Source organism: Rhodococcus sp. W8901 (assembly GCF_013348805.1).
Classification (GTDB): domain Bacteria; phylum Actinomycetota; class Actinomycetes; order Mycobacteriales; family Mycobacteriaceae; genus Prescottella.
In genome coordinates this window covers 5,169,538-5,192,701 of sequence record NZ_CP054690.1, presented here as the reverse complement: position 1 = coordinate 5,192,701, position 23,164 = coordinate 5,169,538, and the positions used below count along the sequence as shown (strand labels likewise).

The window sequence follows — 23,164 nt, the reverse complement described above, 5'->3', positions numbered from 1 at the left end:
CGGATCTATTCCCCACCCGGTCGGGGCGTAGCGAAGATCGGCCCCGAGACCAGCCCCTGGGTCAGCCTGCCGTGCCGGGTGGGGGACCGATGAGCCCGAGCCGGGCCGCTGTGAGGAGCGCGTCGGCCCGCGAATGGACGCCCAGTTTGCGGTAGACGCTCCGCAGCTGCGTCTTGACGGTGTTCTGAGAGACGAACAGCGTGGTGGCGATTTCGGCGACCGACGACGTGGACGCCAGGACGTTCAGCACCGCGGACTCGCGGTCGCTCAGATCCACCAACCGGATTCGGTCCGGGAAGACCCCCGACTCCGGAGGCGGAACCGCAGCCAGCCATTTCTCCGGCAGCGCCACGCCCAGCGTCGACATCTGCGCGATGCGACCGACCGGCAGGGACGCGAACGGTCGGACCAACCCGGTCTGGTCGAACAGTGCGACGGCCCGCTGCAGCATCGCCTGGGCCTGGGGCTCGTGCGACAACTCGAGATGTGCAGCGGCTTGGACCAGGGCCGACTCCATCCGGATCCGCGGATGGGCACAGTCCGTGACCGTCGGCCGCACGCAGTCGGCCAGTGCCGCTGCCGGGTGTCCGCTCGAGAGGTTCATGCGTGCACGGGCCATCGACGTCCACGGTCCTCGGCCGGGTGTCTTCTCGACGGTCCGCCACGCCTCGTTGCCTCGCCCCAGCGCCGAGTAGAGGTCGGCCTCGGTCGCCGTGAGCAGCGCCGCCGCGATCGATCCCGGAGTGAACCACCGCTCGTAGACCGCGCTCGCCCGGTGCATCCGGTCGAGTCCCGCTCCGGCCTGCCCGCTCACGAGTTCCAGCTGGCAGTGCGCGTACAGCGCGAATGCCCACAGCTCCTCGTCGTCCGGCAGGTCGCCCAGTTCGGCGAGGATCTTGGCGGCGACGTCGAGCTCCATCCGGTCCAGGGCGACCAGCGCGCCTGCTACGAGCCCGCCGACCCGAACCATCGCGGTGACCCAGGCCGCGGCGTCCTCGTGTCGGCGTTCCCGCTCGAGCCAGGTCTCGGCGTGGCCCAACTCGCCGATCAGGGCGTAGTTGAGTGCGAGGCTTCCGGCGGCGTTGCGGGCGACGAAGTCGGTTCCGGCCGGACGGTTGCTGTTGTAGGCACGGCGGAGTTCGGCCGAGGATCGGGAAAGGTCGCCGTGCAACTGCTGCGTGATACCCCACTGCAGCCGCAGCAGGGGAAGGAACGCGGACACCGTGTCGGGCTGCAACTCGAGCGCGCGATCACCGAGTTCCGACATGCGCACGGTCAGCTCGGACGCCTGCGTGAAATTGCCGGCGATCCGCAGGATGAACGACTGCACGCTGCTCACCGCGAGCACGTCCGCGATCGCCGGGCCGCGCGCCGCCGTATCGACATCGACGGTCGGCGGCGCGAGATCGGGCAGCTGCGCCGAGTCGGCGCCGAACCGCAGGAACAGCTCCCGGCCCGCTCGGATCGTGAGGTCGTCGGCGGCCGCGTGTTCGGGCAGCGCCGCCAGGCTTTCGCGGACCAGGCGGAAGTGCCGCGAGATCAGCACCACCCAGTTGGCCTTGAGAATCGACACCGCCTGGTCCCAGTCCAGCCCCTCGACGGCGTAGACGAGTGCCTGAGCGACATCGTCCTGCTGGAGGAACCATCGAGCCAGGTCGCTCGATGCGCGCAGCGGACCTTCCGGGGCCTCGTTGCGGACATCGCGCATCAGGGACTCCCGGATCGGCGGTGGGTACTGCCACTCGGTGTCCTTCGGCCACGGCAGGCGGACCAGCACGCCGGCTGCTTCGAGTTCCCGAAGCATGTCGGGGGCGGTGTGGTCCGCGGTCAGCATCGCGGCGATCTCGGCGGTGAGGGTTTTCGCCGCCGACGTCGTGAGCATGAAGTCCCGCAGTTCCGAGAGCTCCTCGTCGCGCAGGATCTCCCGATCGACAAATCGGTCGATCGATCGTTCGAGGGCGCTCAGGGCGAGTTCTCGGCTCTGCTCGAAGTCGATGCCGAACGGGCGGACGACGGCCACGGCGGCCTGCACGAGGGGCGGGAAGCCCCCGGTGAGGTCCTGCACCATCGCCAGAAGGTGCGGTGCCGCTTCGGTGCCGTGCGCACACAGCACCGCACGTGATTCGTCGAGCGTGAACAGCAGATCGGTGGGTGAGATCGCGACATGGTCGACGTCGAGCATCGCGTCGCTGAAGACGCACGAATCCCGCGTCGTCGCGACGACGTGCAACCGCGGATCCAGGTCGAGGAGTCCGAGAATGCGGAGTTCGGCCGCCGGATCATGCAGACGATCGATGTCGTCGAGGACGAGTACGACGGGGTCGGAGGCCGCCGCGGGAGTGGATTCGAGTGCCGCGTCGACGCGGGCCGTGACGGTGTTCCAGTAGTCGTCCGGTGCGGTGTGTGGTGCGGGGGTGTCCATCATCAGGATCGGCCCCGACGGGCGCTGCGCGGATGCGATCCAGGTCGTCGCGAAGGCGGTCTTCCCTGCGCCGCGGGGCCCACGAACAACGGTCAAGGCGGGTAGTTCCGATATCAGCGCGAACAGCCGAGGGCGATCGAGCAGGAATCTTCGTGCACGGTCGCGCTGTCGGCCCGGACTCGGTTGTTCGTATTGCGGTCCCACTCACACACCCCCAGTCGTCCACCGACATTCGTCGATGGTCGGAATCGTGCCCCCACGAAACCCTGAACGTGCACGTGACCACAATTCGAGGCCACGTGCACGTCAAGTAAATACTTCCACAACCCTCCGGGTGCAGGCGGGGAATCGCCGACGCGGTTCAGGAGGTGTGAGGGGCCTGTTCGGGGGGGCTCGATCGCGGTCAGCGACACGCCCTTGGTCTCGCGGGTGAAGAAGGCTGCGAGCGCGACGCACAGGGCGAGCGTGAGGACGTACCACGTGAATAGGTCGGGGGTGCCACGGGACGTCAGCCACGAATTGAGATACGGCGCGGTGCCGCCGAAGATCGCGGCCGCGAGCGAGACCGCGATGCCGATCCCCGCGGCGCGCGACTTGGTGGCGAACAGTTCCGCGAACCATGCGACCTGTGTGCCGGCGGCGAAGGCCTGGACGCAAGAACATCTCGGCACCGCAGGTGGGGCAGGAAGTCGAGACCCATCCCGCCGTCTCCAAGGAGTTCCACCCCGAGCATCTCGTGGTCGTGGACGAGCTTCCGCGGTCGTCCGGCGGGAAGCTCGCGAAGGGCGTCGAGCAGTGTGCGTGCGCCGACGAACCCGGTGAGTACTACCGGTCCGAATTGCTCAGGGACTGTGCCGAATCCGACGCACTCGAGGCGACGTCGCGGGGCCGTCACACGACCGCCGACAGTGGTGTCGTGGACGGTGCGGCCGCGTAGTGGTCGCTGGCCCGGGCGACGAGCCGGACCACCGCGTGCGCGACGTCGGCGGCCTGGTCCAGGATCACCGAATGCCCCGCGTCGTGCAGTCGCACCAGTTCGGCGGACGGTAGATCGGCCGCGATCGCCACCGAATGTTCGAACGGTGTCAGCAGATCGGCCGTGCCGCCGAGCACGAGCGACGGGATGGTGCGCAGCGCCGCGAGGGAACCGGACTCGTCCAGTCCGACGAACGACCGGAGGAATCCGTACATCGTCACGACCGATGTCTGGTTGTCGAGGGTGTGCGTCAGGACGCGCTGCATCAGCCGGGGCATCCGTTCGACACCGAACTGGAACAGTGACATCACCGGGTGCCGCAGGAACCGGCCGAGCCCGGAGCGGGTGATGCCGCTCGCGGCGGTCGACAGCAGGCCGACGCCCACGACGCGCGAGCCGACCGCGGCCGGGTTCTGACGGGTGTAGGCCAGCGCGGCCATGCCGCCCATCGAGTGACCCACCAGCACGACGGGCCCGGTCGGAACGGTCGCGCGGATCACCGCGTCGAGGTCGCGTCCCAGTTGGTCGATCGTGTACGTGTGGGCGGGCGCGCTGCCCGACGCGCCGTGGCCGCGGTGATCGTAGAAGACCATCCGGACCGACGGACCCCACTCGCGGACCAGGTGCGAGCGCAGTCGCGCCCACGAATGCGAGTGCAGGCAGTGCCCGTGCACGAACACCGCGGTCACCGGTGCGTCGGACGGCCCGTACTCACGTACCGCGAGCGCCACCCCGTCCTCGGACTGCACGATGTGCCGACGACCGTGGTCGGCGTCGGTGCTGCGCTTCGTGGTCATGACGCCCTCCCGGGTCGAGGTGGTGTGTATCTACCAATCTCGTGGGTGGGGCGCGGTGCGGACAGTGGCCCGGGGGATGGCGCGGACTCACCGAGGTGGCGGAGGCGGACACCTCGGGTGGGTTGTCGAACTGTCGGTAATCGTGCGAAGAGTTCCGGTGCAGGGGGACAATCACCACGAGTGCAGTACGAGAGCGCAAACGGAACATCGGACCGGGAGGCTTTTGTGAACTACTTCGAAGACGACCCGCGGAACTCCTCCGGCCGGGTGCACGAACATCCGGGCGAAGCGATCGAGGACACCCGCAACTGGCCCGGTTACGCGCTGGTCGGGATCGGGATCGTGACGCTCGGTATGGCGTTGGTCGCGGCAGGCTACGGGTTCCAGGGCTGGGCGTGGATCGCCGGGACGATCTGCGCGGTGAGCCTGGTGGTCGGGCCGGTACTGGTCCTGCGTGAGCACCGCCGGATCAAGAGACTCGACGATCTCGGACTGCCGGACGGCCTGGGGTACTGACTTGGGGGTACCGACTGCCGTGTCGCGGCCGTCAGGTCGGTTGTTTCTGCGCCCAGTCCGTCGCGATCTCCGGGTAGCCCGCGGCGATCTGGTCCACCCGCTCGGGGGTCGCGGATTCCAGCTCGGCGCGGTGGCGTTGTGCCTCGGCGAGCGATCCGGTGAAGCCGTTCGCGGTGGGCACCGGCGACGGCTCGTCCTCGGTCGGTGCGTTCAGCTCGAGCGTGTGGATGATGCCGTCGAGTCGGTTTGCTACGAAGTGGCGCTTGTCCTCACTCATGAATCCATGACACCACCGCGACGCCGGTGTGCATACCCCTTTCCCCGGTCCGTCCGGTGCGTGCGATGAGTTTTTCGCGCGGCACAGGTCTGTCCTGGTGTGAGCATCTCGCAGGCTCACCCCACCCGAACATCCCCCTCGAGTCAGGAGACCCCCGATGTCCCGATTGATCTTCGTGAACCTGCCGGTCGAGAACGTCGCTGCCACCCGGAAGTTCTTCGGGGACCTCGGCTTCGAGTTCAACGAGCAGTTCTGCGACGAGAGCACCGCGTGCATGGCCGTCAATGACTCGGCGTGGATCATGCTGCTGCAGGAGAGCCGCTTCCGCGACTTCATCGCCGACGACATCTGCGACACCACGAAGAGCCGCGAGGTGCTCACGTGCATCTCCGCCGACAGCCGCGAGGGTGTGGACTCGCTGGTCGACGCCGCCATCGCGGCCGGCGGAACGAAGTGGATGGACCCGCAGGATCACGGGTTCATGTACGGGCGGTCCTTCCGCGACCTCGACAACCACGTCTGGGAGGTCATGTGGATGGATCCGGCCGCGACCGGGCAGTAGCCGTCAGGGGTGGGCGGGCAGGCCGAATCTGTCGAACAGTTCGGTGTCGAAGAAGCACGTGACGTGCGCGACCCCGTGCTCGGTGACGTCCAGGACATGCAGTTGGAACGGTCGGTGGATGCCGTCCTCGTCCCGCATGTACAGGCCGAGCGCGGGTTGCCCGTTCGCCGACGTCGGGAGCAGCCGCATGTCGCCGGCGCCCTGAGCGGGGCACTTCTCCTTGATGAGGCGCGCGATGTCGGCACCACCGACGTACCACCCGACGAATGGCGGCATCTCCCACACGGCGTCGCGGGTGAACATCTCCACCAGCCCGTCGATGTCGTACCGTTCGAATCCGTCGACGTACCGGCGCAGCAGTTCGCGGGTCTCGTCCGACTCGGGTTCGACCAGGGTGTCCGGGGTGGGCGTCGCCTCGGACAGTTGTGCTCGGGCCCGCTGCAACAGACTGTTCACCGCCGCCGTGGACGTGTCCAGGGCGGCGGCCACTTCGGCAGCCTTCCACTGCAGCACGTCCCGCAGCACCAGCACCGCGCGCTGACGGGCCGACAGGTGCTGCAGCGCCGCGACGAACGCCAGCCGCACCGATTCGCGTTCCGCCACGACGGTCGCGGGATCGTCCGCACCCCGGCCCGAATCGCCCCACACCATCGAATCCGGAATCGGCTCGAGCCACGGCACCTCGCCGCGCTCGATCAGGTCGTCGGACGGGTCGGAACTGGGCGCGCCCAGGCCGGTCGGCAGCGGGCGGCGGGCCCGGCCCTCGAGCGCCGTCAGGCACGTGTTGGTCGCGATCCGGTGCAGCCACGTGCGGATCGACGACCGCCCGTCGAAGTTGCCATACCCACGCCACGCTCGCACGAGCGTCTCTTGCAGCAGGTCCTCGGCGTCGTGGATCGACCCCATCATCCGGTAGCAGTGCGCCAGTAGTTCGCGCCGGTAAGGATCTGCGGCAGCGAGGAATTGGTCGTCGACGCTCTGCTCAACGGTCATGTCCCGAACCCTAGTGGCGCCCCCCGACAAGCGGAACAGCTCGACGTCGGCGGGGTGTGCGACTCCCACCCGAGGGTGTCTGTCGGGACGGCCGCGACGCGCCGAGGATCGAATGTATGGAGCGGTCGACCGTGCCGCCCGGCGAGGGAGAACGACATGTACGGGATCGTCTGCAACACGAAGCGGATCGGTGAGATCACCGCCGCTCGGGCCCGCGAGGTCCTGGAGGACTGGGTGCCCAGCGCCGTCGAAGGCGACGACGAAGCGCGTTCGGAAGTACTCGCCGTGGTCTACCCCCTGGTGCGCCGCTACTGCTACGCCAGGTTGGGGCGTGGGGCGCTGCGCGAGGTCGCCGAGGACGTCGCCCACGAGGTCTGCGTCGCCGTGTTGACGGCGCTGCCGCGGTACCGGGAGCAGGGCGCGTCGTTCCTGACCTACGTGTACGCGATCGCCGGGCACAAGGTGGTGGACGCACGCCGCGCCGCCGGACGAACCTGCGACCCGCTCGACGAGGCCACCGACCCCGTCTGCCCGGACGCCGGCCCCGCGGAGCGGGCAATCGCCTCCGAACGCGGTGCGCATGCCCGCGCGCTCGTCGACTCGCTGCCGGAGCGGTACCGCGAGGTCGTGGTGATGCGGGTGATGTGGGGGATGTCGGCGGCGGAGACTGCGGCGGCCCTCGGCACGACGGCGGGGGCGGTCCGGATCGCGCAGCACCGCGCACTCGGCCGACTCCGGGCGCAGTCACCCCGGGTCGTGGAACCGGCGGCCTGAGCCCCTCACAGATCGTGCTCGGTGATCACGCCGCTGTGCAGCGCCTTCTCGACCAGCCGGAGTCGCTTCTGGTTCTGCGGCAGCTTCTCGACGCCGAACTTGGCGAACAGGGCCCGCAGGTGTGTCTTGACCGCATCCACGCTGAGGAACACCTCGTCGGCGATCTGCTGATTGGACGCCGGGTTCGCGAACGCCGCGTTGTGCTTGTACGGCCGGCACAGGGCGACCAGGATGGTCCGTTGCGTCTGCGTCAGAGAACGGACGGTCGGAATGTCCACGGCGATGCGCGTCGGGTCCCCACCCTGCCCGGACAGATCGCGGAAGACGAACGCCGAGTTGCCGATCCGGATGCTGTCGCCGTTGCGTAGCCGTCGTCGGCCCGAGATGCGTTCACCGTTGACGAAGGTGCCGTTGCGGGACAGGCCGTCGTCGGCGATCGTCCAGTCGGTGCCGATCCATTCGATCGTCGCGTGCAGCCGCGACACCTCCGGATCCGACACCAGCGCCACGTCCGCTTCGGACGAGCGGCCCACCGTCACGCGCGGGGTATCCACGGACAGCGTCAACTCGCGCGGACACCCCGTCTGGTCGGTGTACCGCAGGCAGGGCGCATCGATTGCACTCATCGCCACTCCTCGGGGACATTTTCATCGTGCCCGGCCGAACCGGCGACTGACAAGCGCCCCATGTCGGCGTCGACCGACCTACACTCGCATTCGTGCAGCACACAGAGTCGGAATTCACCGGGGTGCACGGCACCCGCATCGTGTACGACGTCTGGCGGCCGGACGGCCCGCCGACCGGCATCCTCCTGCTCGCGCACGGTCTGGGCGAGCACGCTCGCCGGTACGACCACGTGGTCGCGCGGCTCACCGGGCTGGGTCTGGTGGTGTACGCGCCCGACCATCGCGGTCACGGCCGGTCGGGTGGCAAGCCGATCGAGCTGCGCGAGTGGTCGGAATTCACCGACGATCTCCACCAGTTGTCCGCGATCGCGATCACCGAGAATCCGGGCCTCGACCGATTCCTGCTGGGCCACAGCATGGGTGGCGCCATTTCGCTGTCGTATGCGCTCGACCATCAGGACGAGCTGGCGGGTCTGATCCTGTCGGCGCCGGCGGTCGACGTCGCCACGGGTAAGCCCAAGGTCGTGATCGAGATCGGGAAGCTCCTCGGACGCTTCGCCCCCGGTGTACCCGTCGAGACCCTCGATGCGAAGGCGGTCTCGCGCGACCCTGCCGTGGTCGCGGCGTACGAGTCCGACCCGCTGGTTTATCACGGAAAGGTCAAGGCGGGCATCGCGCGCGGGATGATCATCGCCGCCGAGAGTTTCCCGGCCCGGTTGCCGTCTCTGACCCTGCCGATGCTCGTCATGCACGGCACCGAGGATCATCTCGCCGACATTTCCGGCAGTCGGATGATCGCCTCTCGCACCGGATCGAAGGACTTGACGTTCAAGGCGTACGACGGTCTGTACCACGAGGTGTTCAACGAGCCCGAACAGGAGAAGGTGCTCGACGACGTCGTCGATTGGCTCCGCCCGCGCCTGCAGGTGACGTAATATCCCGAAATGACGGATCCTGTCAGCGCACACAGCCACCGGAGCGTTCGCGTCGGCGACATCGACATGCATATCGCCGAGCAGGGGGAGGGCCCACCCGTCGTGCTGTGTCACGGCTTCCCGGGTCTCTGGTACAGCTGGCGGCATCAGTTGCCCGCGCTCGCCGCGGCGGGCTACCGGGTGATCGCCCCCGACATGCGCGGCTACGGCCGCACCGACGCGCCGTCGGATCCGCGTTCGTACGATCGCCGGCACACCGTCGATGACATGGTCGGGCTCCTCGACGCCCTCGGGATCGAGGACGCGGTCTTCGCGGGCCACGACTTCGGTGCGCAGCTGGTGTGGGACCTGCCCACGTGGGCGCCCGGCCGCGTGCGGGCGCTCATGCAGCTCAGCGTGCCGCGCATGCCGCGCCAGCCGATCCAGCCGACGATCGGGTTCCGGTACCTCGCCTCCCAGCACTTCGTGCACCTGCACTACTTCCAAGAGCGCGGCCCGGCCGACCGCGAGCTCGGCGACAACCCGAAGGCGTTCCTCGCCAAGATCTTCCACGCGCTCAGCGGTGCCAATCGCTATCTCGACTGCTGGGACTTCCCGTCCGAGGGCAACGGGTACCTCGACGTGCTGCCCGAGCCGCCCGTACTGCCGTGGTCGTGGCTCGGTGAAGACGAGTTCGACTACTACGTACGGGAGTTCACGCGGACCGGTTTCACCGGCGGACTGAACTGGTATCGCGCCGACGACTACGTGTGGGAGCAGAACGAGGAGCTGCACGATCGTCCGATCACCGTCCCCGTCACGTTCGTGGCAGGCGCGAAGGACCCGGTGCTCGAGATGATGGGCAAGGATCCGTTCGAGACGATGAGCCGGATGGTCCCCGGCCTCGTGTCCACCCACGTGATCCCGGACGTCGGACATTTCGTGCAGATGGAGGCGCCGGAACGCGTCAACGCAGCGATGCTCGAATTCCTGGCGGGGCTCGACTGACCGACCGGAGGAGAAAGTTCGGAGAATCTCGGAGGACCTGTCGATTCGGCCGCGGTCCGTTCGTCGTCACGGTGTACGGCATTCAACCCGCCTCGAAACGAAGGAGCCACAACCATGAAGTACCTGCTGCTGATCAACGCCGAATCCGCCGACGCCGGTGCCGCCGGCTGCACCCCCGAGGACTGGATGGTCTACGACAAGGAGGTCAAGGACGCCGGCATCTTCGTCTCGGGGGAGTCGTTGGCCGATCTCACCACCGCGACGAGCGTGCAGGTGGGGCGGGGCGGCGACCGCACGATCACCACCGACGGCCCGTTCGCGGAAACACGGGAGGTCCTGGGCGGCTTCTACGTGATCGACGTGCCGGACCTCGACGTCGCGCTCGACTGGGCGGCACGCTGCCCGGGCTCGCGCGGCGGCGGCCGGATCGTGGTGCGTCCGATCGCCGACTTCGGGAACTGACCGTCGATGGACGGGCAGGCAGGTGGCCGCGGGGCCGACCAGGAGGCCTCCGGCGCGGATGCGTCCGTCGAGGCGGTCTTCCGGGAGGAACGCGGCCGCCTGCTCGCCGCGCTGGTGAGCCGATTCGGTGATCTCGACCTGGCGGAGGAGGTAACTTCCGACGCGATCGAGTCGGCGCTGCGGCACTGGCCGGTGGACGGGGTGCCGTCCAAGCCCGGTGCCTGGCTGTTGACGACGGCGCGGCGCAAGGCCGTCGACCGGTTGCGGCGCGACCAGGCGCTCGCCGCCCGTGTCGCGGTCCTCCAGGTCGAGGCGGATCGCGCAGCTTCCACGCCACCGCCGGACGTCGGCAGCGAACTTCCCGACGACCGGCTGCAACTGTTCTTCACGTGCGCGCACCCGGCGCTGCCGGCCGAGGATCGGACGGCCCTGACCCTGCGGTGCCTCGCCGGGCTCACCACCGGTGAGGTTGCGCGGGCGTTCCTCGTCCCCACCGCCACCATGGCGCAGCGGATCGTTCGGGCCAAGAAGAAGATTCGGCAGGCACGGATCCCGTTCCGGGTTCCCGGCGCCGACGAGCTGCCGCAGCGCCTTCCGGGTGTCCTACAGGTCCTGTACTCGATCTTCACCGAGGGCTACGCCGCCAGCGCCGGGGAGAACCTGCAGCGTGTCGACGTCGCAGACGAGGCGATCCGCCTGACGCGGATCCTGCACCGGCTGATGCCGGACCAGCGTGAGGTGTCCGGTCTCCTCGCGCTGATGCTGCTGACCCACGCCCGTCGCGACGCCCGCACGGGGCCCGGCGGTGCGCAGGTGCTGCTCGAAGATCAGGACCGTGACCGGTGGGATCGCGTGATGATCGAGGAAGGCAGCGCCCTGGTGTTGGTGTCTCTCACCGGGGGACGGCCCGGACCGTACGGCGTGCAGGCCGCGATCGCCGCGCTGCACGACGAGGCCGCTGATGTCGCGAGCACCGACTGGCCGCAGATCGTGGGGCTCTACGACGTGTTGCTCGCGCTCATTCCGTCTCCGGTCGTCGCGCTCAACCGGGCAGTGGCGGTCGCGATGCGGGACGGGCCGGAGGCGGGTCTCGCGCTGCTCGACGATCTGGCCGACGAACCGCTTCTGCGCGACCACCATCCGTACGCCGCGGCGCGCGCGGAACTGCTGGCCCAGGTCGGACGACGCGAGGAGGCCGCCGAGGCGTACCGCCGCGCCCTCGAACTGGCCGGGACCGAACCCGAGCGCGAGCACCTGCGGCGTCGGCTCGCGGACACAGAGGACTAGAACGTCTCTCCCGCTCCTACGCGGCGAGTGGCCCCGCCCGATTGTGCGCTGGTATCGGCTTCTTGTACGGGTCGACCGAACTCGGTGGGGTGAACCACGGGTGGCGGTCGGTGCCGATCTCGACTTGCCAGTGCGAGTGGTGGAGCAGTCGGTGTGGTAGCGGCACAGGAGTACGAGGTTGTCGAGGTCGGTGGGTCCGCCGTCGGCCCAGTGTTTGACGTGGTGGCCTTCGCAGTGGGCGGGTGGTGCGCCGCAGCCGGGGAAGGCGCAGCCGTTGTCGCGGGCGACGAGGGCTCGGCGTTGTTTCTTCGAGACGGTGCGGGTGGTGCGGCCGAGGTCGAGTGGTACCCCGTCCTTCATGACGATCGGGGTGAGGTCGCAGTCGCAGGCGATGCGGCGGGCGGTTGCGATGGTGAGCGGCCCCATCCACGGCATCCAGGCGACGTCCTTGTCTCCCAACGTGTCCGCGTGATCGGCGAACGTGGTGCTGCCTGTGTCGGCGTGGTCGTCAGTGTTCGGCTCGGTGCGGGCGAGGTCGCGGGCGTTCACGTGTAGTGACAGGTGCGGGCGTTCGCCGCCTTCGGCGGGGGCGACCCCGATCGAAACAGGGGTAGCCCACGACCGATCACACGACAGCAGGCCAGCACTGATTCGAGTGCTGGCCCGCTTGTCATCCTTCGATCTCAGGGGCACCAACCACCCAGCCAGCACGGTGCGTTCTCCAAGACCCAGTTTCGAATCGGATCAGGCACAAAGCCGTAGGGCATGAGCCACCAGATCGGCCGGAAGTCCATTGTCGACCGTCTCCTTCTTGGGGCAGTGTCCGCCGAGGTCGCACGGGTTCACGGCCGCGATCCTGCTCTACCCAGGGAAGCAACTGCGCCGGAAATCGACCAGGCACGGATACGTCGCGGCCAGCCATCGCAGGGTCTCATCTGGAAACGGGAGGAACCAGAAGGTGTCGCCCATCGTCGTTCAACTCCGATCTTTCAGTGCGGTTGGGATGCCGAGCAGCCAGAGCGCGCTGGAACGACTGGCCCGCTGTCGTTCTGGTGTCATTCGACCGGCACGCCGAGTAACGAAAGAACGTAGGCGAGCGGTGCGAGGTTTCCCCAAAAGGCCCAAGCCGTTGCTCCCATCTCGATCACCTCCAATCAGGGGCAGTGTCCGCCGATGGCCCGCTGTTGTTCCGTGTCAGTTGATCTTCACACCGAGTAGGTAGAGCACGTAGACGACCTGGCCAGCAACTGGCCCCCAAAAGGCCCAATCTCCTGCCGACATTCAACTCACCTCCAATCAGGGACAGTGTCCGCCGAGGTCACACAGGATCACGGCCCAGATCGTGCGCCGCCACTCCCACGGCAATGGGAGTCCCCACATCCAGCCACCAGGGATGTGCCTCCGGGTGTCCGTCGGTCCCGACCCTGTCATGCCAGGCTAGACCCCGGCCGAACGGAAGGTCCAAATAATTGGCCGAGCCGCCCGAATATTCGTCGCCGAATCCGGCCGTTGGGAACGGTTCGGAACCACCCAGTTAGCCCCTGTTTCGACAGGATCTTGACGAGGTTTTGAGCAAAACCGCAGATCAACCCCCTAACCGCGCAGGTCAACGCGATTTTCTGAAGCAGAGAGGGAAAGGGAGGGCGCGGGTCGCCTTGCCAATCGGCCGAATTACCGAGGAATACCGCCCCCGGCCCCCATGGGGATATGGGTGTGGAATGCCTTTTCTCCCCGTGCGGGTCCACCAATTGTTTGGCATACAGAATTGTGAATGAAATTGCATAAACAATTGCGTTGGGGCTTGTGGGTGTGTTCGGATCCCTGCCGCGAGCACACCTAATCGTGGGTGTCGTCGAGGGGGACTGCCCCCACTTCGGTCGACTCGTTGACCTGCCCCAAGGTTCGTTACCCCGGCAGTGTGAAGATCAGGCGGGGATGGACGGGTTCTCGAAGCATAGTTCGTACTCGATCGGCGACACATAATCGAGCTGCGAGTGCCGCCGTTGTCGGTTGTAGAAGATCTCGATGGAGTCGAAGATCGCGTTCGCCAGATCGAGCCGAGTGCGCCATTTCTTCCGGTTCAGGAGCTCGATCTGCATCGACGACCAGAACGATTCCATCATCGCGTTGTCGTATCCATCGCCGATGGTGCCGAACGAGGGCATCAGACCGGCGGAGCGGATCTTGTTTGTGAAAGCCCACGAGGTGAATTGGACCCCGTGGTCGGCGTGCACGATCCCGCCGGGTGGCGGTGTGCGGTTCTTGATGGCCATGCCGAGCGCATTGACGACCAGGGTGGAGTCCTGGCAGTTGTCGATCGACCAGCCGACGATCTTGCGGGAGAAGGTGTCCATCACCGCGTAGCAGTACACCTTGCCCTCGCGCGTGGGATGCTCAGTGATGTCGGTGACCCACAACTCATTTGGCGACAGTCGGTGGAACTTCCGATGCACGAGATCGTCAGCTGTCGCGACGCCCTTCAAGCGCTTGACCTTGGCCGGACCGGGTAGGCCGGCGATGCCGGCGAGCCTCATCAGCTCGGCGACCAGGTTTTCGCTGACCACGATGCCCATGCCACGGGTCAGTTCGGCGTGCACGCGCCGGGATCCGTAGGTCTGGCGCGAGGCGTCGTGTACCTCCTTGATCAAGCCGGTGAGCCACTGGCGGCGCATCCGCGTCGGTGACATCGGGCGGGTCTTGTACATGTAGTAACCGGGGCTGCTGACCCCGAGCAGACGGCAACAGACCTTGACCGGGTGTCCGGCGTCGACGAGCGAATCGATCACCGGGTGAACCCTTTTGGGGTGGGGCGACCTCGGCCTCGAGTTGCCGGATGCGCTTGTTGGCCTTCGCCAGCGCCGCGCTCTCGTGGGTTGCGATCCCGGGGCGCTCGCCGCGGTCGATCTGGTCTTGGCGGACCCAGTTGTGCAACGCGCCGGCGCTGATGCCGAGCTCCGTGGCAGCGGTGGTGATCGGTTTGCCGGCGCGGACGAGTGCGACGGCCCGGAAGCGGAACTCCGGCGGATACGGTCGGGGCATGGATCGCAGCCTCTCAGCAGGGCTCGATCTTCACACCGAAATGGGTAAGAAACCCTGGGGCAGGTCAACGAGTTCGCCGGAAAATGGGGTCCGCGATATCCCGCGATCGTCAAGCTGTGGCGCAGCGCGTGGAGTGAGTTCGTGCCTTTCCTCGACTACGACCTCGAGATCAGGCGAGTCATATGTAGTACCAACGCGATCGAGAGCATCAACGCGAGATACCGGCGGGCGATCCGGGCTCGAGGGCACTTCCCCAACGAGCAAGCCGCGATCAAGTGCCTGTATCTGGCGACCCGGGCCCTGGACCCGACGGGGAAGGGAAGAGCACGATGGGCAGCGAGGTGGAAGCCGGCCCTGAACGCCTTCGCGATCACGTTCGAAGGCCGCATCACCCCGAGTGAGAACTAAACCGATGCGCCAGAACCGGATCCACCGGAAATCTGACACTCCCCGCCGAACGGCCCTACGCGTCCGGATCAATCCGGCGTTGTCGGGTGTGGCGGTCGTGTTGGAGCAGTGCCCATCCGGTCCGGAAGTGATCGACGCGGGATACGCGTCGGACGTGGGGTGCCTCCGAGGTCGGATGAGAGCCGATCCGTCCCGGTCGTCGTTGAGGACGTGTTCGTCGATCGTGCCGCGCACTGAAGCGAGTGCACGGATTTCGGGCTTGGGGGCCTTTTGATGCCCTGACCAGGTAACATGACACGCCCCACCAAGTATCTGCACGGGGCGGTCGTGATTGGTCTACTTCCAGATTTGTACTACTCGAATCCGATGGACTCGGGCTGGCCAGGGTTGTACGAGTGGAATCTCTTCGTTGGTTGGTGGAACCCGCTCTGAGGGGTGATCGCGCGGGCGGGACAACTGCTGCTTGAGACTGGAGGTGCTCGACGATGGACAACTGGTTCCTGTTCTGGCCAGTCCCTCCTGAGTGGCAACAGTGGCTTACACAGCACGCCCCATGCTGGTTGGGCGGGTACTGCCCCTGAGCAGGAGGTGAATTGAATGAACTTCGGAATGGATTTCGCTTTTTATGGCCCATTGATGACGCTCGTCTTCCTGCTCTACAACCTCGGTCTGATCTGGCATGGGAACGACAGCGACTGTTCTTGGAGGTTGCCATGATCGACTTCGTTCGCCGATCGGTTGTGTGTGCTGCGATTGTGGCGGGTTCGGTCCTGGTGCCGGCGGCTGTCGCTTCCGCTGCGGTCACTGTTCCGTTCCAGATCAACCCGGCGCCGTTCGGGAACCCGAACGGCAGCTTCGACGCTCCCCGGGTCCGCTGTGAGGCCGTGGTCGGGGAGCAGCCTGGGACGGTGACGATCACCGGCCCGACGGAAGGCGGTCGCGAGGTGACCGGCGAGCCTGGAGCTGGTCACTGCCAAATCCTGGGCGACGTGCACTGGCTGAACCTGTCGAGCGGAGCTGCCGGCTCCGCCCGGATGTCGGTCGCCCAGTACGGCTACCCGGCGGCAATCCTGCCGACCGGGACCGGGCAGGTCGTCGTCACCGTCATACCCGAACCTGGCACGACCACACCGGGCTTCGCAACCGTCGACGTTCCGTAGGCGATGGCCCCGCCGGTTCGGGGCGGCCCGGCGGGAGGTTACCGCTGGATATCGAAGGGGATGATCGTGCTCAACCTGCAGTTGTGGTGGTGGACGATGGACTGGCCCCCGGCGTGGCGGGAAAGGGCTACGCGCGGTCACGCCGTGCCAGCTCTGGGATCTCGCGACTTGTCTGGACGACTGGACCGTCTGATCCGAAACGAAAGGCATTGATCCCCTTGGATACATGGATCTGGTTCATACCTTTCCTGTCCGACGACGCGCGCCTGTGGCTGATCAGCGTGCTGCCGTGCTCTCTCGGGGGCCGGTGCAATTGATCCTTCGCTCGACCAAGAGGTGAACCATGCTGGATCCCGGTTTCTGGGTCCGTTCGACCCGCTGTACTGGGCGGCCGTCTCCTGGCTCCTGTCCATCGGAGTGATCCGGTGACCGGCGTCGCCACAATGCCGCCCCGGCTGTATGACGCGCTCCACCAGCTCTGGCTGTGGGGCATCGCCACACTGACGAGGTGATCGACATGGGCGGAGATTGGCCGTGGTTCGTGTGGCTGATGCCAGCCATTCTGTTTTCCCCGGAGGTGCGTCAGTGGGCCGTGGAGAACGCCCTGCTGGCTGAGGGGCTGGCCCTGCACGTGAGGAGCTTCGACGATGGGTGACACCTTCTGGTTCTTGCCGTTGCCGTTCGAGACCCTGCGGTGGCTGGCCTCGACCTATCCGTGCCTAGTGGACTTTCGACTCGTTTGTGCGTGATCACGGTGCTCGACTGAAGCATGGTTCGGACCGACGGAATCGGACCGAGGCTCCGTTCGTGATGGCGAGTCTCGCCGGATTGTCGAGAATGGCTAGCTGGACGGAATCGTCTCCGCGAATCGGGCAGCGGCTTCCATGAGTGCAGGGCGGTGTCCTTGCATGAGCCCAATCTTCCACAGAGTGATGGTCACCGAGAGTTCAGTCGGGTCAAGTCGCCGACGGGATTTGGGAGCGAGCGCGCCGCGCTAACGGAAGCATGCGAGGGAGACTGCCAAATAGTTGACGCAAGACACCCGGCGTGAGGGCACGCGAATGCTCCTCCTTCCCGCCAGTAGTTCCATGCCGGCCGCTGTGCATCCGCTTCGGCATCGGTCATCGGTACTGGCTACCAGTACCGATGCTGTTTTCCGTCGGTGTCGGCGATGAAGATGACCGCATCGGCGCCGTCCGTGTCTGCCGGGCTGAGCGGGATGTGCCCGGGCACGATCGGTTCGCCGGTGCCGATCGCTGCCGGAAGCGTGGCGCGCAGGGCTGGTGCCGGGAAGAGGGCGCGCCGCGTGGTCGCTTCGGCCAGTGCGCCCTGCAGGGTTCCCGGATCGCTGTGGGGACTGCCGTCGGTCGCCAGGAACATGTAGTGCTCGCTGAGAGTGAGGTCGATGAGTTCTCCTGCGCTGCAACAGTTCACGCCGACCTTCCCAACCGGCACGTCGGACTGCGCACGCTGCAGGAGTGCGTTGTGTGCGAACACCAGGCTCGGCCCGCGGTGCCGCTCCTGGGCGACGAGCGCGAGCAGGTTCTCGGCCATCATCGCCGCGCGCAGGCTGAGCAGGGTCGCGATGCGATCGTCTGCGGGGCGCGCCATGGCCGCGTGATAGCGCAGCAGGCCCTGGGCGGTGCGCGCGTGCGCGACGGTGTGGTCGTAGCCGGCCGGGTCGGCGCGACGCAGGCCGGGTGCCGCGCGGTGCAGCGCGCTGGCGACGTCGTCGGCGACGATGCGCAGGGCGCGAGCGCGGTCGGAGTCGCCGATGGACGCTGCCGCGTCGAACATGGCCGCCGGATTGGTCCAATCCGTGTCCTCGCCGAGCAGGGCGTCGAGGTCACGGACCGATTCGGGCCGCAGTGCGCCCGGTAGGTACTCGACGGCCGAGGACAGTGCACGTCGCGGGCTCGGTGCGCCGGAGAACTCCAACGGCGCATCGAAGCCGTGGAAGCGAACCTGATCCTGCGGTGCGCGGCCGGCGTTGTGCTCGCGGAGCCATTCGACGAGTTCGCGGTTTCCCCGGCACCGCGCCGAACCCGTGGCTGAACCCAGTCGCGAGCACCGTGTCCAGCTCTGCCGGGCCTCCGGTCACGTAGTCGTCGACAGCGGCCGCGGCAAAGAAATCGGTCTCCAACACGATCGACCGGTATCCCCGTTCGACGAGATGACGGAGGATTTCGTTGCGCAGCAACGGGAACGCCTCGATCCCGTGTGTGGGCTCGCCGAGAGCGAGCAGGGTCGGCGGCTCGGCCCGCGAGGCGAGCAGTTCGTCGACGGCGCGGCCCAGGCTCTCCGCGTCGTCGACTTCGCGGCCGATGGCGAGGAGCGATGTGGCTGTGGACATGAATATTCCTTCCGGAAAGAACTACCCTCGACGCTATCGCTGAAGAATCGGGTGAAGCTTTCCCAAGTTTTCCCTGGCACCGAGAGCTCAAAGCCTCAAACGGAGGTACACACTGCGACCCATCGATCTCGCCCGGGAACACGGGTTGTCCGCCCAGGCGATCCGCAACTACGACGACGCGGGCGTCCTCCCGCCGACCGAGCGCAGCGAGGCCGGGTATCGGCGCTACACGCCCCTGCATGCGCAGGCTCTACGCGCCTTCCTCGCGTTGCGCGGCGGCCACGGGCATCAGCAGGCGATGGACATCATGCGCGCGACCAACCGTGGTGACACGGAGTCCGTCTACCGGCTCATCGACGCCGCGCACGTCGCGCTGCTTGCCGAACGCGATACCCGCACCGAGGTCGAGGCGGCGCTGGGCGGCCTGTCCGTCACGACGCCGGCCCCTGCCCACGGCTCACCGCTGACCGTGGGTGAACTCGCACGCCGGCTCGGCGTGCATCCGGCGACGCTGCGCACCTGGGAGACCCACGGCATCCTGCGCCCCGAACGCGACCGCGCAACGGGCTATCGCCACTACGGGCCGGACTGTGTGCGCGACGCCGAGATCGCACGACAGCTGCGCCGAGGCGGGTATCTGCTGCCTCAGGTCGCTCAGTTCATCGCGTCGCTGCGCGAGGCCGGCGGTGCGGCCGCGTTGAGCGCCTTCCTCGACTCCTGGCAGGACCGGCTGACCGCGCGCAGTCGTAACCTTCTCACCAGCGCGGCCCAGCTCGACACCTACCTCGCCATGCTCGACCAGACGCGGCATTCGCGGTAGCGATCAGGGCACTGAGCCACGTGTTCGAACGAGTTTCGGTGGCTGCCGGAGCGTCGGCCTTCAGGTGTGGCATCCGGACCGGCCCGTCCGATCTGCCGCGGTCGGCGCGGGTGCGGCGTATCGTTCCGGGCATGCCGTCCGAGGGCGAGCTGACTCGATATTCGCCCGACGCCGCGGTGATCGCGATCCTGGACAGATTGGACGTCAGGTTCGTTGCACTCGAACAGGGTGACCGACCCGTTGTTCCCGCTTCGCGACATCCGGAACTGTTGCAGCGCAGCACCCGTCGATTCTTCGCGCTGGCGGCCCGGGCAATCCGGGAGAACCGGACATTCACGGCGGACGAGCTACGGCCGGTCCGGGAGGGCGCGGTGCAGGCCGCGGCCGACGGCGCGTCGTTGTCCGCGGTGCTCCACAGCTGGCACCGCTTCGGCCGCATCCTGCTCGACGAGTGCCGTGTCGCTGCGGCGGGGGAGCGGGCCGCGGCGCTGGTCGACATCGCGGCCGCGGTGCTGCGCCTGCAGGAGGTCGTCACGCGGGCCGTCGTCGAGTCCTACGAGAGTGAGCGGATCGCACTGGAGGGGGACGAGCAGCCGTCGAAGGAATTGCTCGCGCGTCTGCTGCTGGCCGGGCAGGATGCCGACCCCACCGCCCGCTGGTGCGGGATCGAGTTGGCGGACGAGTATTCGGTCCTCGTGATCAGGCGTGGTGGCCCACCGCCGGATCCGCCCGGCCGATGGTCCGATCAGTCGCGGACCCGGCGCGTGATCGATGGCTGGGGGCCGCCGCCGATCCTCGCGATCCTCGAGGTGGACGGCGCGACGCTTCTGGTGCCTCGCAAGGCCGCCGCGGACGCCGACTGGTACCGCGTGGCCGTCGAACTGGCGGCGGCAGTGTCGAACACCGCTGCCGCCCCGGTGACGGCGGCGGTGACCGAGCCCGCCGGGCGCGGGGGCTTGGAAGCATCGGGGGGACTGGCCCGTGAACTCCTCGAGCTGGCGTCGCGTATGGGTCGTGGACCCGGCGTGTACCAGCTGAAGGATCTGGCGTTGCCGTTCCAGCTGTCCCGGCCCACCGCCGGGCAGCAGTACCTGGCGGACCGGCTGCTGCCGCTCGATCCGTACCCCGAGCTGTTGGAGACCCTGGACGCCTACCTTCACCACGATCTCGATCGGGCCCGGACCGCGCACGCCCTCGGGGTGCATCCCAACACCGTCAACAACCGGCTGGGCCGGATCCGGGACCTCGCCGGCATCGACCCCGGCTGCTACGAGGGCATCATGACGCTCGGCTCGGCCCTCGACGCCCGACGTGCGCGGGGAGGGAACGCCTAGAACGTGTGCGGGTGCGCCTTCTCGTACGCGGCCTTCTCGGCGTTGTAACGGGCGACCTTCCTCGGATTCTCCAGGTCGGCCGGCAGTCCGTGCTTCTCGAGGCGCCGACGACGGTTCTGCTCCATGTAGGCAGCCGCGAAGAACAGCGCCAGGAACACTCCGAGCAGCACCATCGAACCGCGCAGCCACAGCGGACCGGGGAACAGGAAGAACGCGGCGAAGATGGGGATGAACGGCACCATGCTGCGCACCATGTGCCGCGGCACCGCCCAGTCGCCGATCAGGTCGTTGCGGACCCAGTCCTGCATCGAGTCGGGGAGCCTGCGGCCGCACGCATACGCGACCCACTGGAACGGGTTGGGCCGCTTGACCTTCGAAGTGGTGTTGCTGGACATGTCCTGTGTACCTGTACCTGTCTGGAAGGGGCGGTTCACTCGTGCAGCGCGCCGGCGCGCAGGGCGGCGGCGTTGACGCGGGTGAGGACGGAGTGGAGTTCCTCGAGTTCGGCGAGGCTGACGCCCAGGCGCTGGACCACCGCGCCGGGAATCAGTTCGGCACGAGCGCGCAGGGCCTTGCCTGCGTCGGTGAGCTCGACGATGAGCTGTCGTTCGTCGGCGCTGCTGCGGGTGCGGGTGATCAGCCCGCTCGACTCGAGTCGCTTCAGTAGCGGCGAGAGCGTCGGTGAGTCGAGTTGCAGGGCCTGCCCGATCTCCTTGACGGACATCGGTGCGTCGCCCCACAGCGCGAGCATCACGAGGTACTGCGGGTGTGTCAGTCCCATGGGCTCGAGGAGGGGGCGGTAGACGGCGAGTACCGCACGGTTGGCCACCGCGAGCGCGAAGCACACCTGGCGGTCCAGGGCCAGCGGGTCCGTGTCGCCCCAGTCGATGTCCTGCTCGATGGTCGTCGTCATGACGATGAATAATACACGATTAAGTCGTGCACTAACTAAATCCCCGCACTGGGAGCGGGCGGCTCACGCAACGAGAACCTGTTCTATATTCGGGTGTGACGGCCGCCACGGGCGGTCCCACCTGCTGCTGCCCGGCTCTTCGATACGCACCGACTGGAGTTCACATGTACGAGTGGTCCGATACCGACCTGATGTTCCGCGACGCCCTGCGTGGCTTCATCGACAAGGAGGTCAAGCCACACGTCGACAAGCTCGAGAGCGGTGAGCTGCCCCCGTTCGACATCATTCGCAAGCTGTACTCCACCTTCGGGATGGACGAGATGGCGACCGAGGCGCTCGAGAAGTCCTTCGCGAAGGAGGAGGCGCGCGAGCGCGGCGAGACGCTGCCCGAGTCCGGTGAGAAGTCGGGCGGCTTCAGCGGCGCCGGCAGCATGGGCGTCATCCTCAACAGCGAGATCGCGGGTGTGAGCCTGGGTCTGGTCACGTCGCTGGGCGTGAGCGTCGGCCTCGCCGCCGGCACCCTCCGTAGCCGCGGCACTCTCGCGCAGAAGAAGCGCTGGCTGCCCGGCCTCGTCACGATGGAGAAGGTGGGCGCGTGGGCCATCACCGAGCCCGACTCGGGCTCGGACGCATTCGGTGGCATGAAGTCGTACGTCCGCCGCGACGGGGACGACTACATCCTCAACGGCCAGAAGACCTTCATTACCAATGGCCCCTACGCCGATGTCACGATCGTCTACGCCAAGCTCGACGAGGGCGACGCCTCCGTCGACCGCCGCGACCGCAAGGTCCTCGGCTTCGTCCTCGACAAGGGGATGGAGGGCTTCACGCAGAGCCCGCCGTTCAAGAAGATGGGCATGAACTCCTCGCCCACCGGCGAGTTGTTCTTCGACAACGTCCGCATCACCAAGGACCGCCTGCTCGGCGAGACCGAGACCCCGGCGAAGGGCGACGGCAAGGAGAGTGCGAAGGAGTCGTTCGCGGCCGAGCGCATCGGTATCGCGTCGATCGCGCTCGGCATCATCAACGAGTGCCAGCGGCTGTCCATCGACTACGCCAAGAACCGCAAGCTGTGGGGCAAGGAGATCGCGCAGTTCCAGCTCATCCAGCTCAAGCTGGCCGAGATGGAGGTCGCCCGCCTCAACGTGCAGAACATGGTGTTCAACGCGATCGAGCGCACCGCGGCCGGCAACAAGGTGACCCTCGCGGAGGCGTCGGCGATGAAGCTGTACTCGTCGCGCGCGGCCACTGAGGTTGCGATGGAGGCTGTGCAGCTGTTCGGTGGCAACGGCTACATGGCCGAGTACAAGGTGGAGCAGCTGGCGCGTGACGCCAAGTCGCTCATGATTTACGCCGGCAGCAACGAGATCCAGGTGACCCACATCGCGAAGGGCCTGCTGGCCAAGTGATCCCGTCCCCGGTCCGCGTGGCGCCCCGCGCGGACCGGGCCGGCGTTGCCCCTGTGAGTCGCCGTGGGCTTCGGCGACGGCGCAACCCGCTGCGGTAGTCGACGCCGGGAGATT

Annotated in this window: 21 protein-coding genes and 4 pseudogenes; 14 read left to right on the top strand and 11 right to left on the bottom strand. The window is 67.3% G+C overall.

What is annotated here, in order from left to right:
- Positions 1-61 precede the first annotated feature (61 nt).
- Both HUN07_RS24270 and HUN07_RS27195 read right to left on the bottom strand, forming a co-directional pair.
- Positions 62-2,518, bottom strand: coding sequence for a LuxR C-terminal-related transcriptional regulator (locus HUN07_RS24270; protein ID WP_254622660.1), 2,457 nt, complete (start codon positions 2,516-2,518; stop codon positions 62-64).
- Between the two features lie 17 nt (positions 2,519-2,535).
- On the bottom strand, positions 2,536-3,093 hold the full coding sequence (locus tag HUN07_RS27195; RefSeq protein ID WP_254622659.1) for a hypothetical protein: 558 nt from the start codon (positions 3,091-3,093) through the stop codon (positions 2,536-2,538).
- A gap of 5 nt (positions 3,094-3,098) precedes the next feature.
- Here HUN07_RS27195 and HUN07_RS24260 point away from each other — a divergent pair, with 5 nt between their 5' ends.
- Positions 3,099-3,359, top strand: coding sequence for a hypothetical protein (locus tag HUN07_RS24260; RefSeq protein ID WP_174907159.1), 261 nt, complete (start codon positions 3,099-3,101; stop codon positions 3,357-3,359).
- On the opposite strand, the gene HUN07_RS24255 is transcribed toward HUN07_RS24260, so the two are convergent.
- Positions 3,314-4,195 carry an alpha/beta fold hydrolase gene (locus tag HUN07_RS24255; RefSeq protein WP_174913527.1) on the bottom strand — a complete coding sequence of 294 codons (882 nt, stop codon included), beginning with the start codon at positions 4,193-4,195 and terminating at the stop codon, positions 3,314-3,316. The two genes, HUN07_RS24260 and HUN07_RS24255, sit on opposite strands and share 46 nt — an antisense overlap.
- 225 nt (positions 4,196-4,420) lie before the next feature.
- Between HUN07_RS24255 and HUN07_RS24250 the strand changes: the two genes are divergently transcribed.
- Positions 4,421-4,711 carry a hypothetical protein gene (locus HUN07_RS24250; protein ID WP_114722068.1) on the top strand — a complete coding sequence of 97 codons (291 nt, stop codon included), beginning with the start codon at positions 4,421-4,423 and terminating at the stop codon, positions 4,709-4,711.
- Positions 4,712-4,742: 31 nt separating this feature from the next.
- Here HUN07_RS24250 and HUN07_RS24245 read toward each other — a convergent pair whose 3' ends face one another.
- Positions 4,743-4,988, bottom strand: coding sequence for a hypothetical protein (locus HUN07_RS24245; RefSeq protein ID WP_114722067.1), 246 nt, complete (start codon positions 4,986-4,988; stop codon positions 4,743-4,745).
- A 157-nt stretch (positions 4,989-5,145) separates the two neighbouring features.
- Here HUN07_RS24245 and HUN07_RS24240 point away from each other — a divergent pair, with 157 nt between their 5' ends.
- The gene (locus tag HUN07_RS24240) at positions 5,146-5,550 is read left to right on the top strand and encodes a VOC family protein (protein WP_114722066.1); all 405 of its coding nucleotides are present in this window, start codon (positions 5,146-5,148) and stop codon (positions 5,548-5,550) included.
- Between the two features lie 3 nt (positions 5,551-5,553).
- Here the strand turns inward: HUN07_RS24240 and HUN07_RS24235 are convergent, their stop codons facing one another.
- Complete coding sequence (locus HUN07_RS24235) at positions 5,554-6,543, bottom strand: sigma-70 family RNA polymerase sigma factor (RefSeq protein WP_114722065.1); 990 nt, start codon at positions 6,541-6,543, stop codon at positions 5,554-5,556.
- 156 nt (positions 6,544-6,699) lie between these two features.
- Between HUN07_RS24235 and shbA the strand changes: the two genes are divergently transcribed.
- Positions 6,700-7,317 (top strand): RNA polymerase sigma factor ShbA, encoded by a 618-nt coding sequence (gene shbA / locus HUN07_RS24230; protein ID WP_114722064.1) that lies wholly within the window; start codon positions 6,700-6,702, stop codon positions 7,315-7,317.
- Positions 7,318-7,322: 5 nt separating this feature from the next.
- Here the strand turns inward: shbA and HUN07_RS24225 are convergent, their stop codons facing one another.
- On the bottom strand, positions 7,323-7,943 hold the full coding sequence (locus HUN07_RS24225) for an FHA domain-containing protein (protein WP_114722158.1): 621 nt from the start codon (positions 7,941-7,943) through the stop codon (positions 7,323-7,325).
- A 92-nt stretch (positions 7,944-8,035) separates the two neighbouring features.
- Here HUN07_RS24225 and HUN07_RS24220 point away from each other — a divergent pair, with 92 nt between their 5' ends.
- The 4 genes from HUN07_RS24220 (at position 8,036) to HUN07_RS24205 (ending at position 11,614) form a co-directional block, all read left to right on the top strand.
- Positions 8,036-8,878: an alpha/beta hydrolase gene (locus tag HUN07_RS24220; protein ID WP_174913525.1), complete on the top strand. Its 843-nt coding sequence runs from the start codon at positions 8,036-8,038 to the stop codon at positions 8,876-8,878.
- Between the two features lie 9 nt (positions 8,879-8,887).
- The gene (locus HUN07_RS24215) at positions 8,888-9,865 is read left to right on the top strand and encodes an alpha/beta fold hydrolase (protein ID WP_174913522.1); all 978 of its coding nucleotides are present in this window, start codon (positions 8,888-8,890) and stop codon (positions 9,863-9,865) included.
- Positions 9,866-9,979: 114 nt separating this feature from the next.
- Positions 9,980-10,327 (top strand): YciI family protein, encoded by a 348-nt coding sequence (locus tag HUN07_RS24210; RefSeq protein WP_114722061.1) that lies wholly within the window; start codon positions 9,980-9,982, stop codon positions 10,325-10,327.
- A gap of 6 nt (positions 10,328-10,333) precedes the next feature.
- Positions 10,334-11,614, top strand: a complete 1,281-nt coding sequence (locus tag HUN07_RS24205) for an RNA polymerase sigma factor (RefSeq protein WP_174913519.1) — start codon at positions 10,334-10,336, stop codon at positions 11,612-11,614.
- A gap of 16 nt (positions 11,615-11,630) precedes the next feature.
- Here the strand turns inward: HUN07_RS24205 and HUN07_RS24200 are convergent.
- Together HUN07_RS24200 and HUN07_RS24195 are read right to left on the bottom strand one after the other, a co-directional pair.
- Positions 11,631-12,211 (bottom strand): annotated as a pseudogene (locus tag HUN07_RS24200) (HNH endonuclease); the annotation flags it as partial.
- 1,328 nt (positions 12,212-13,539) lie between these two features.
- Positions 13,540-14,653 (bottom strand): annotated as a pseudogene (locus HUN07_RS24195) (IS3 family transposase).
- Between the two features lie 69 nt (positions 14,654-14,722).
- Here HUN07_RS24195 and HUN07_RS24190 point away from each other — a divergent pair.
- The 3 genes and pseudogenes from HUN07_RS24190 to HUN07_RS24180 form a co-directional block, all read left to right on the top strand.
- Positions 14,723-15,061: pseudogene (locus tag HUN07_RS24190) on the top strand (transposase); the annotation flags it as partial.
- A gap of 755 nt (positions 15,062-15,816) precedes the next feature.
- Positions 15,817-16,221, top strand: coding sequence for a hypothetical protein (locus tag HUN07_RS24185; RefSeq protein WP_441346786.1), 405 nt, complete (start codon positions 15,817-15,819; stop codon positions 16,219-16,221).
- A 508-nt stretch (positions 16,222-16,729) separates the two neighbouring features.
- On the top strand, positions 16,730-16,876 hold the full coding sequence (locus HUN07_RS24180; protein ID WP_174913513.1) for a hypothetical protein: 147 nt from the start codon (positions 16,730-16,732) through the stop codon (positions 16,874-16,876).
- A 479-nt stretch (positions 16,877-17,355) separates the two neighbouring features.
- Here HUN07_RS24180 and HUN07_RS24175 read toward each other — a convergent pair.
- Positions 17,356-18,574: pseudogene (locus HUN07_RS24175) on the bottom strand (erythromycin esterase family protein).
- 112 nt (positions 18,575-18,686) lie between these two features.
- Here HUN07_RS24175 and HUN07_RS24170 point away from each other — a divergent pair.
- Positions 18,687-19,394 carry a MerR family transcriptional regulator gene (locus HUN07_RS24170; protein WP_174914990.1) on the top strand — a complete coding sequence of 236 codons (708 nt, stop codon included), beginning with the start codon at positions 18,687-18,689 and terminating at the stop codon, positions 19,392-19,394.
- A gap of 131 nt (positions 19,395-19,525) precedes the next feature.
- Positions 19,526-20,728: a PucR family transcriptional regulator gene (locus HUN07_RS24165; RefSeq protein WP_174913510.1), complete on the top strand. Its 1,203-nt coding sequence runs from the start codon at positions 19,526-19,528 to the stop codon at positions 20,726-20,728.
- Here the strand turns inward: HUN07_RS24165 and HUN07_RS24160 are convergent.
- Positions 20,725-21,123 carry a DUF5313 family protein gene (locus tag HUN07_RS24160; RefSeq protein ID WP_114722057.1) on the bottom strand — a complete coding sequence of 133 codons (399 nt, stop codon included), beginning with the start codon at positions 21,121-21,123 and terminating at the stop codon, positions 20,725-20,727. The genes HUN07_RS24165 and HUN07_RS24160 overlap by 4 nt on opposite strands.
- Positions 21,124-21,158: 35 nt before the next feature.
- Positions 21,159-21,641 (bottom strand): MarR family winged helix-turn-helix transcriptional regulator, encoded by a 483-nt coding sequence (locus HUN07_RS24155; RefSeq protein ID WP_114722056.1) that lies wholly within the window; start codon positions 21,639-21,641, stop codon positions 21,159-21,161.
- 164 nt (positions 21,642-21,805) lie between these two features.
- On the opposite strand from HUN07_RS24155, the gene HUN07_RS24150 reads away from it, so the two are divergent.
- Positions 21,806-23,050 carry an acyl-CoA dehydrogenase family protein gene (locus HUN07_RS24150; protein WP_114722055.1) on the top strand — a complete coding sequence of 415 codons (1,245 nt, stop codon included), beginning with the start codon at positions 21,806-21,808 and terminating at the stop codon, positions 23,048-23,050.
- Positions 23,051-23,164 lie beyond the last annotated feature (114 nt).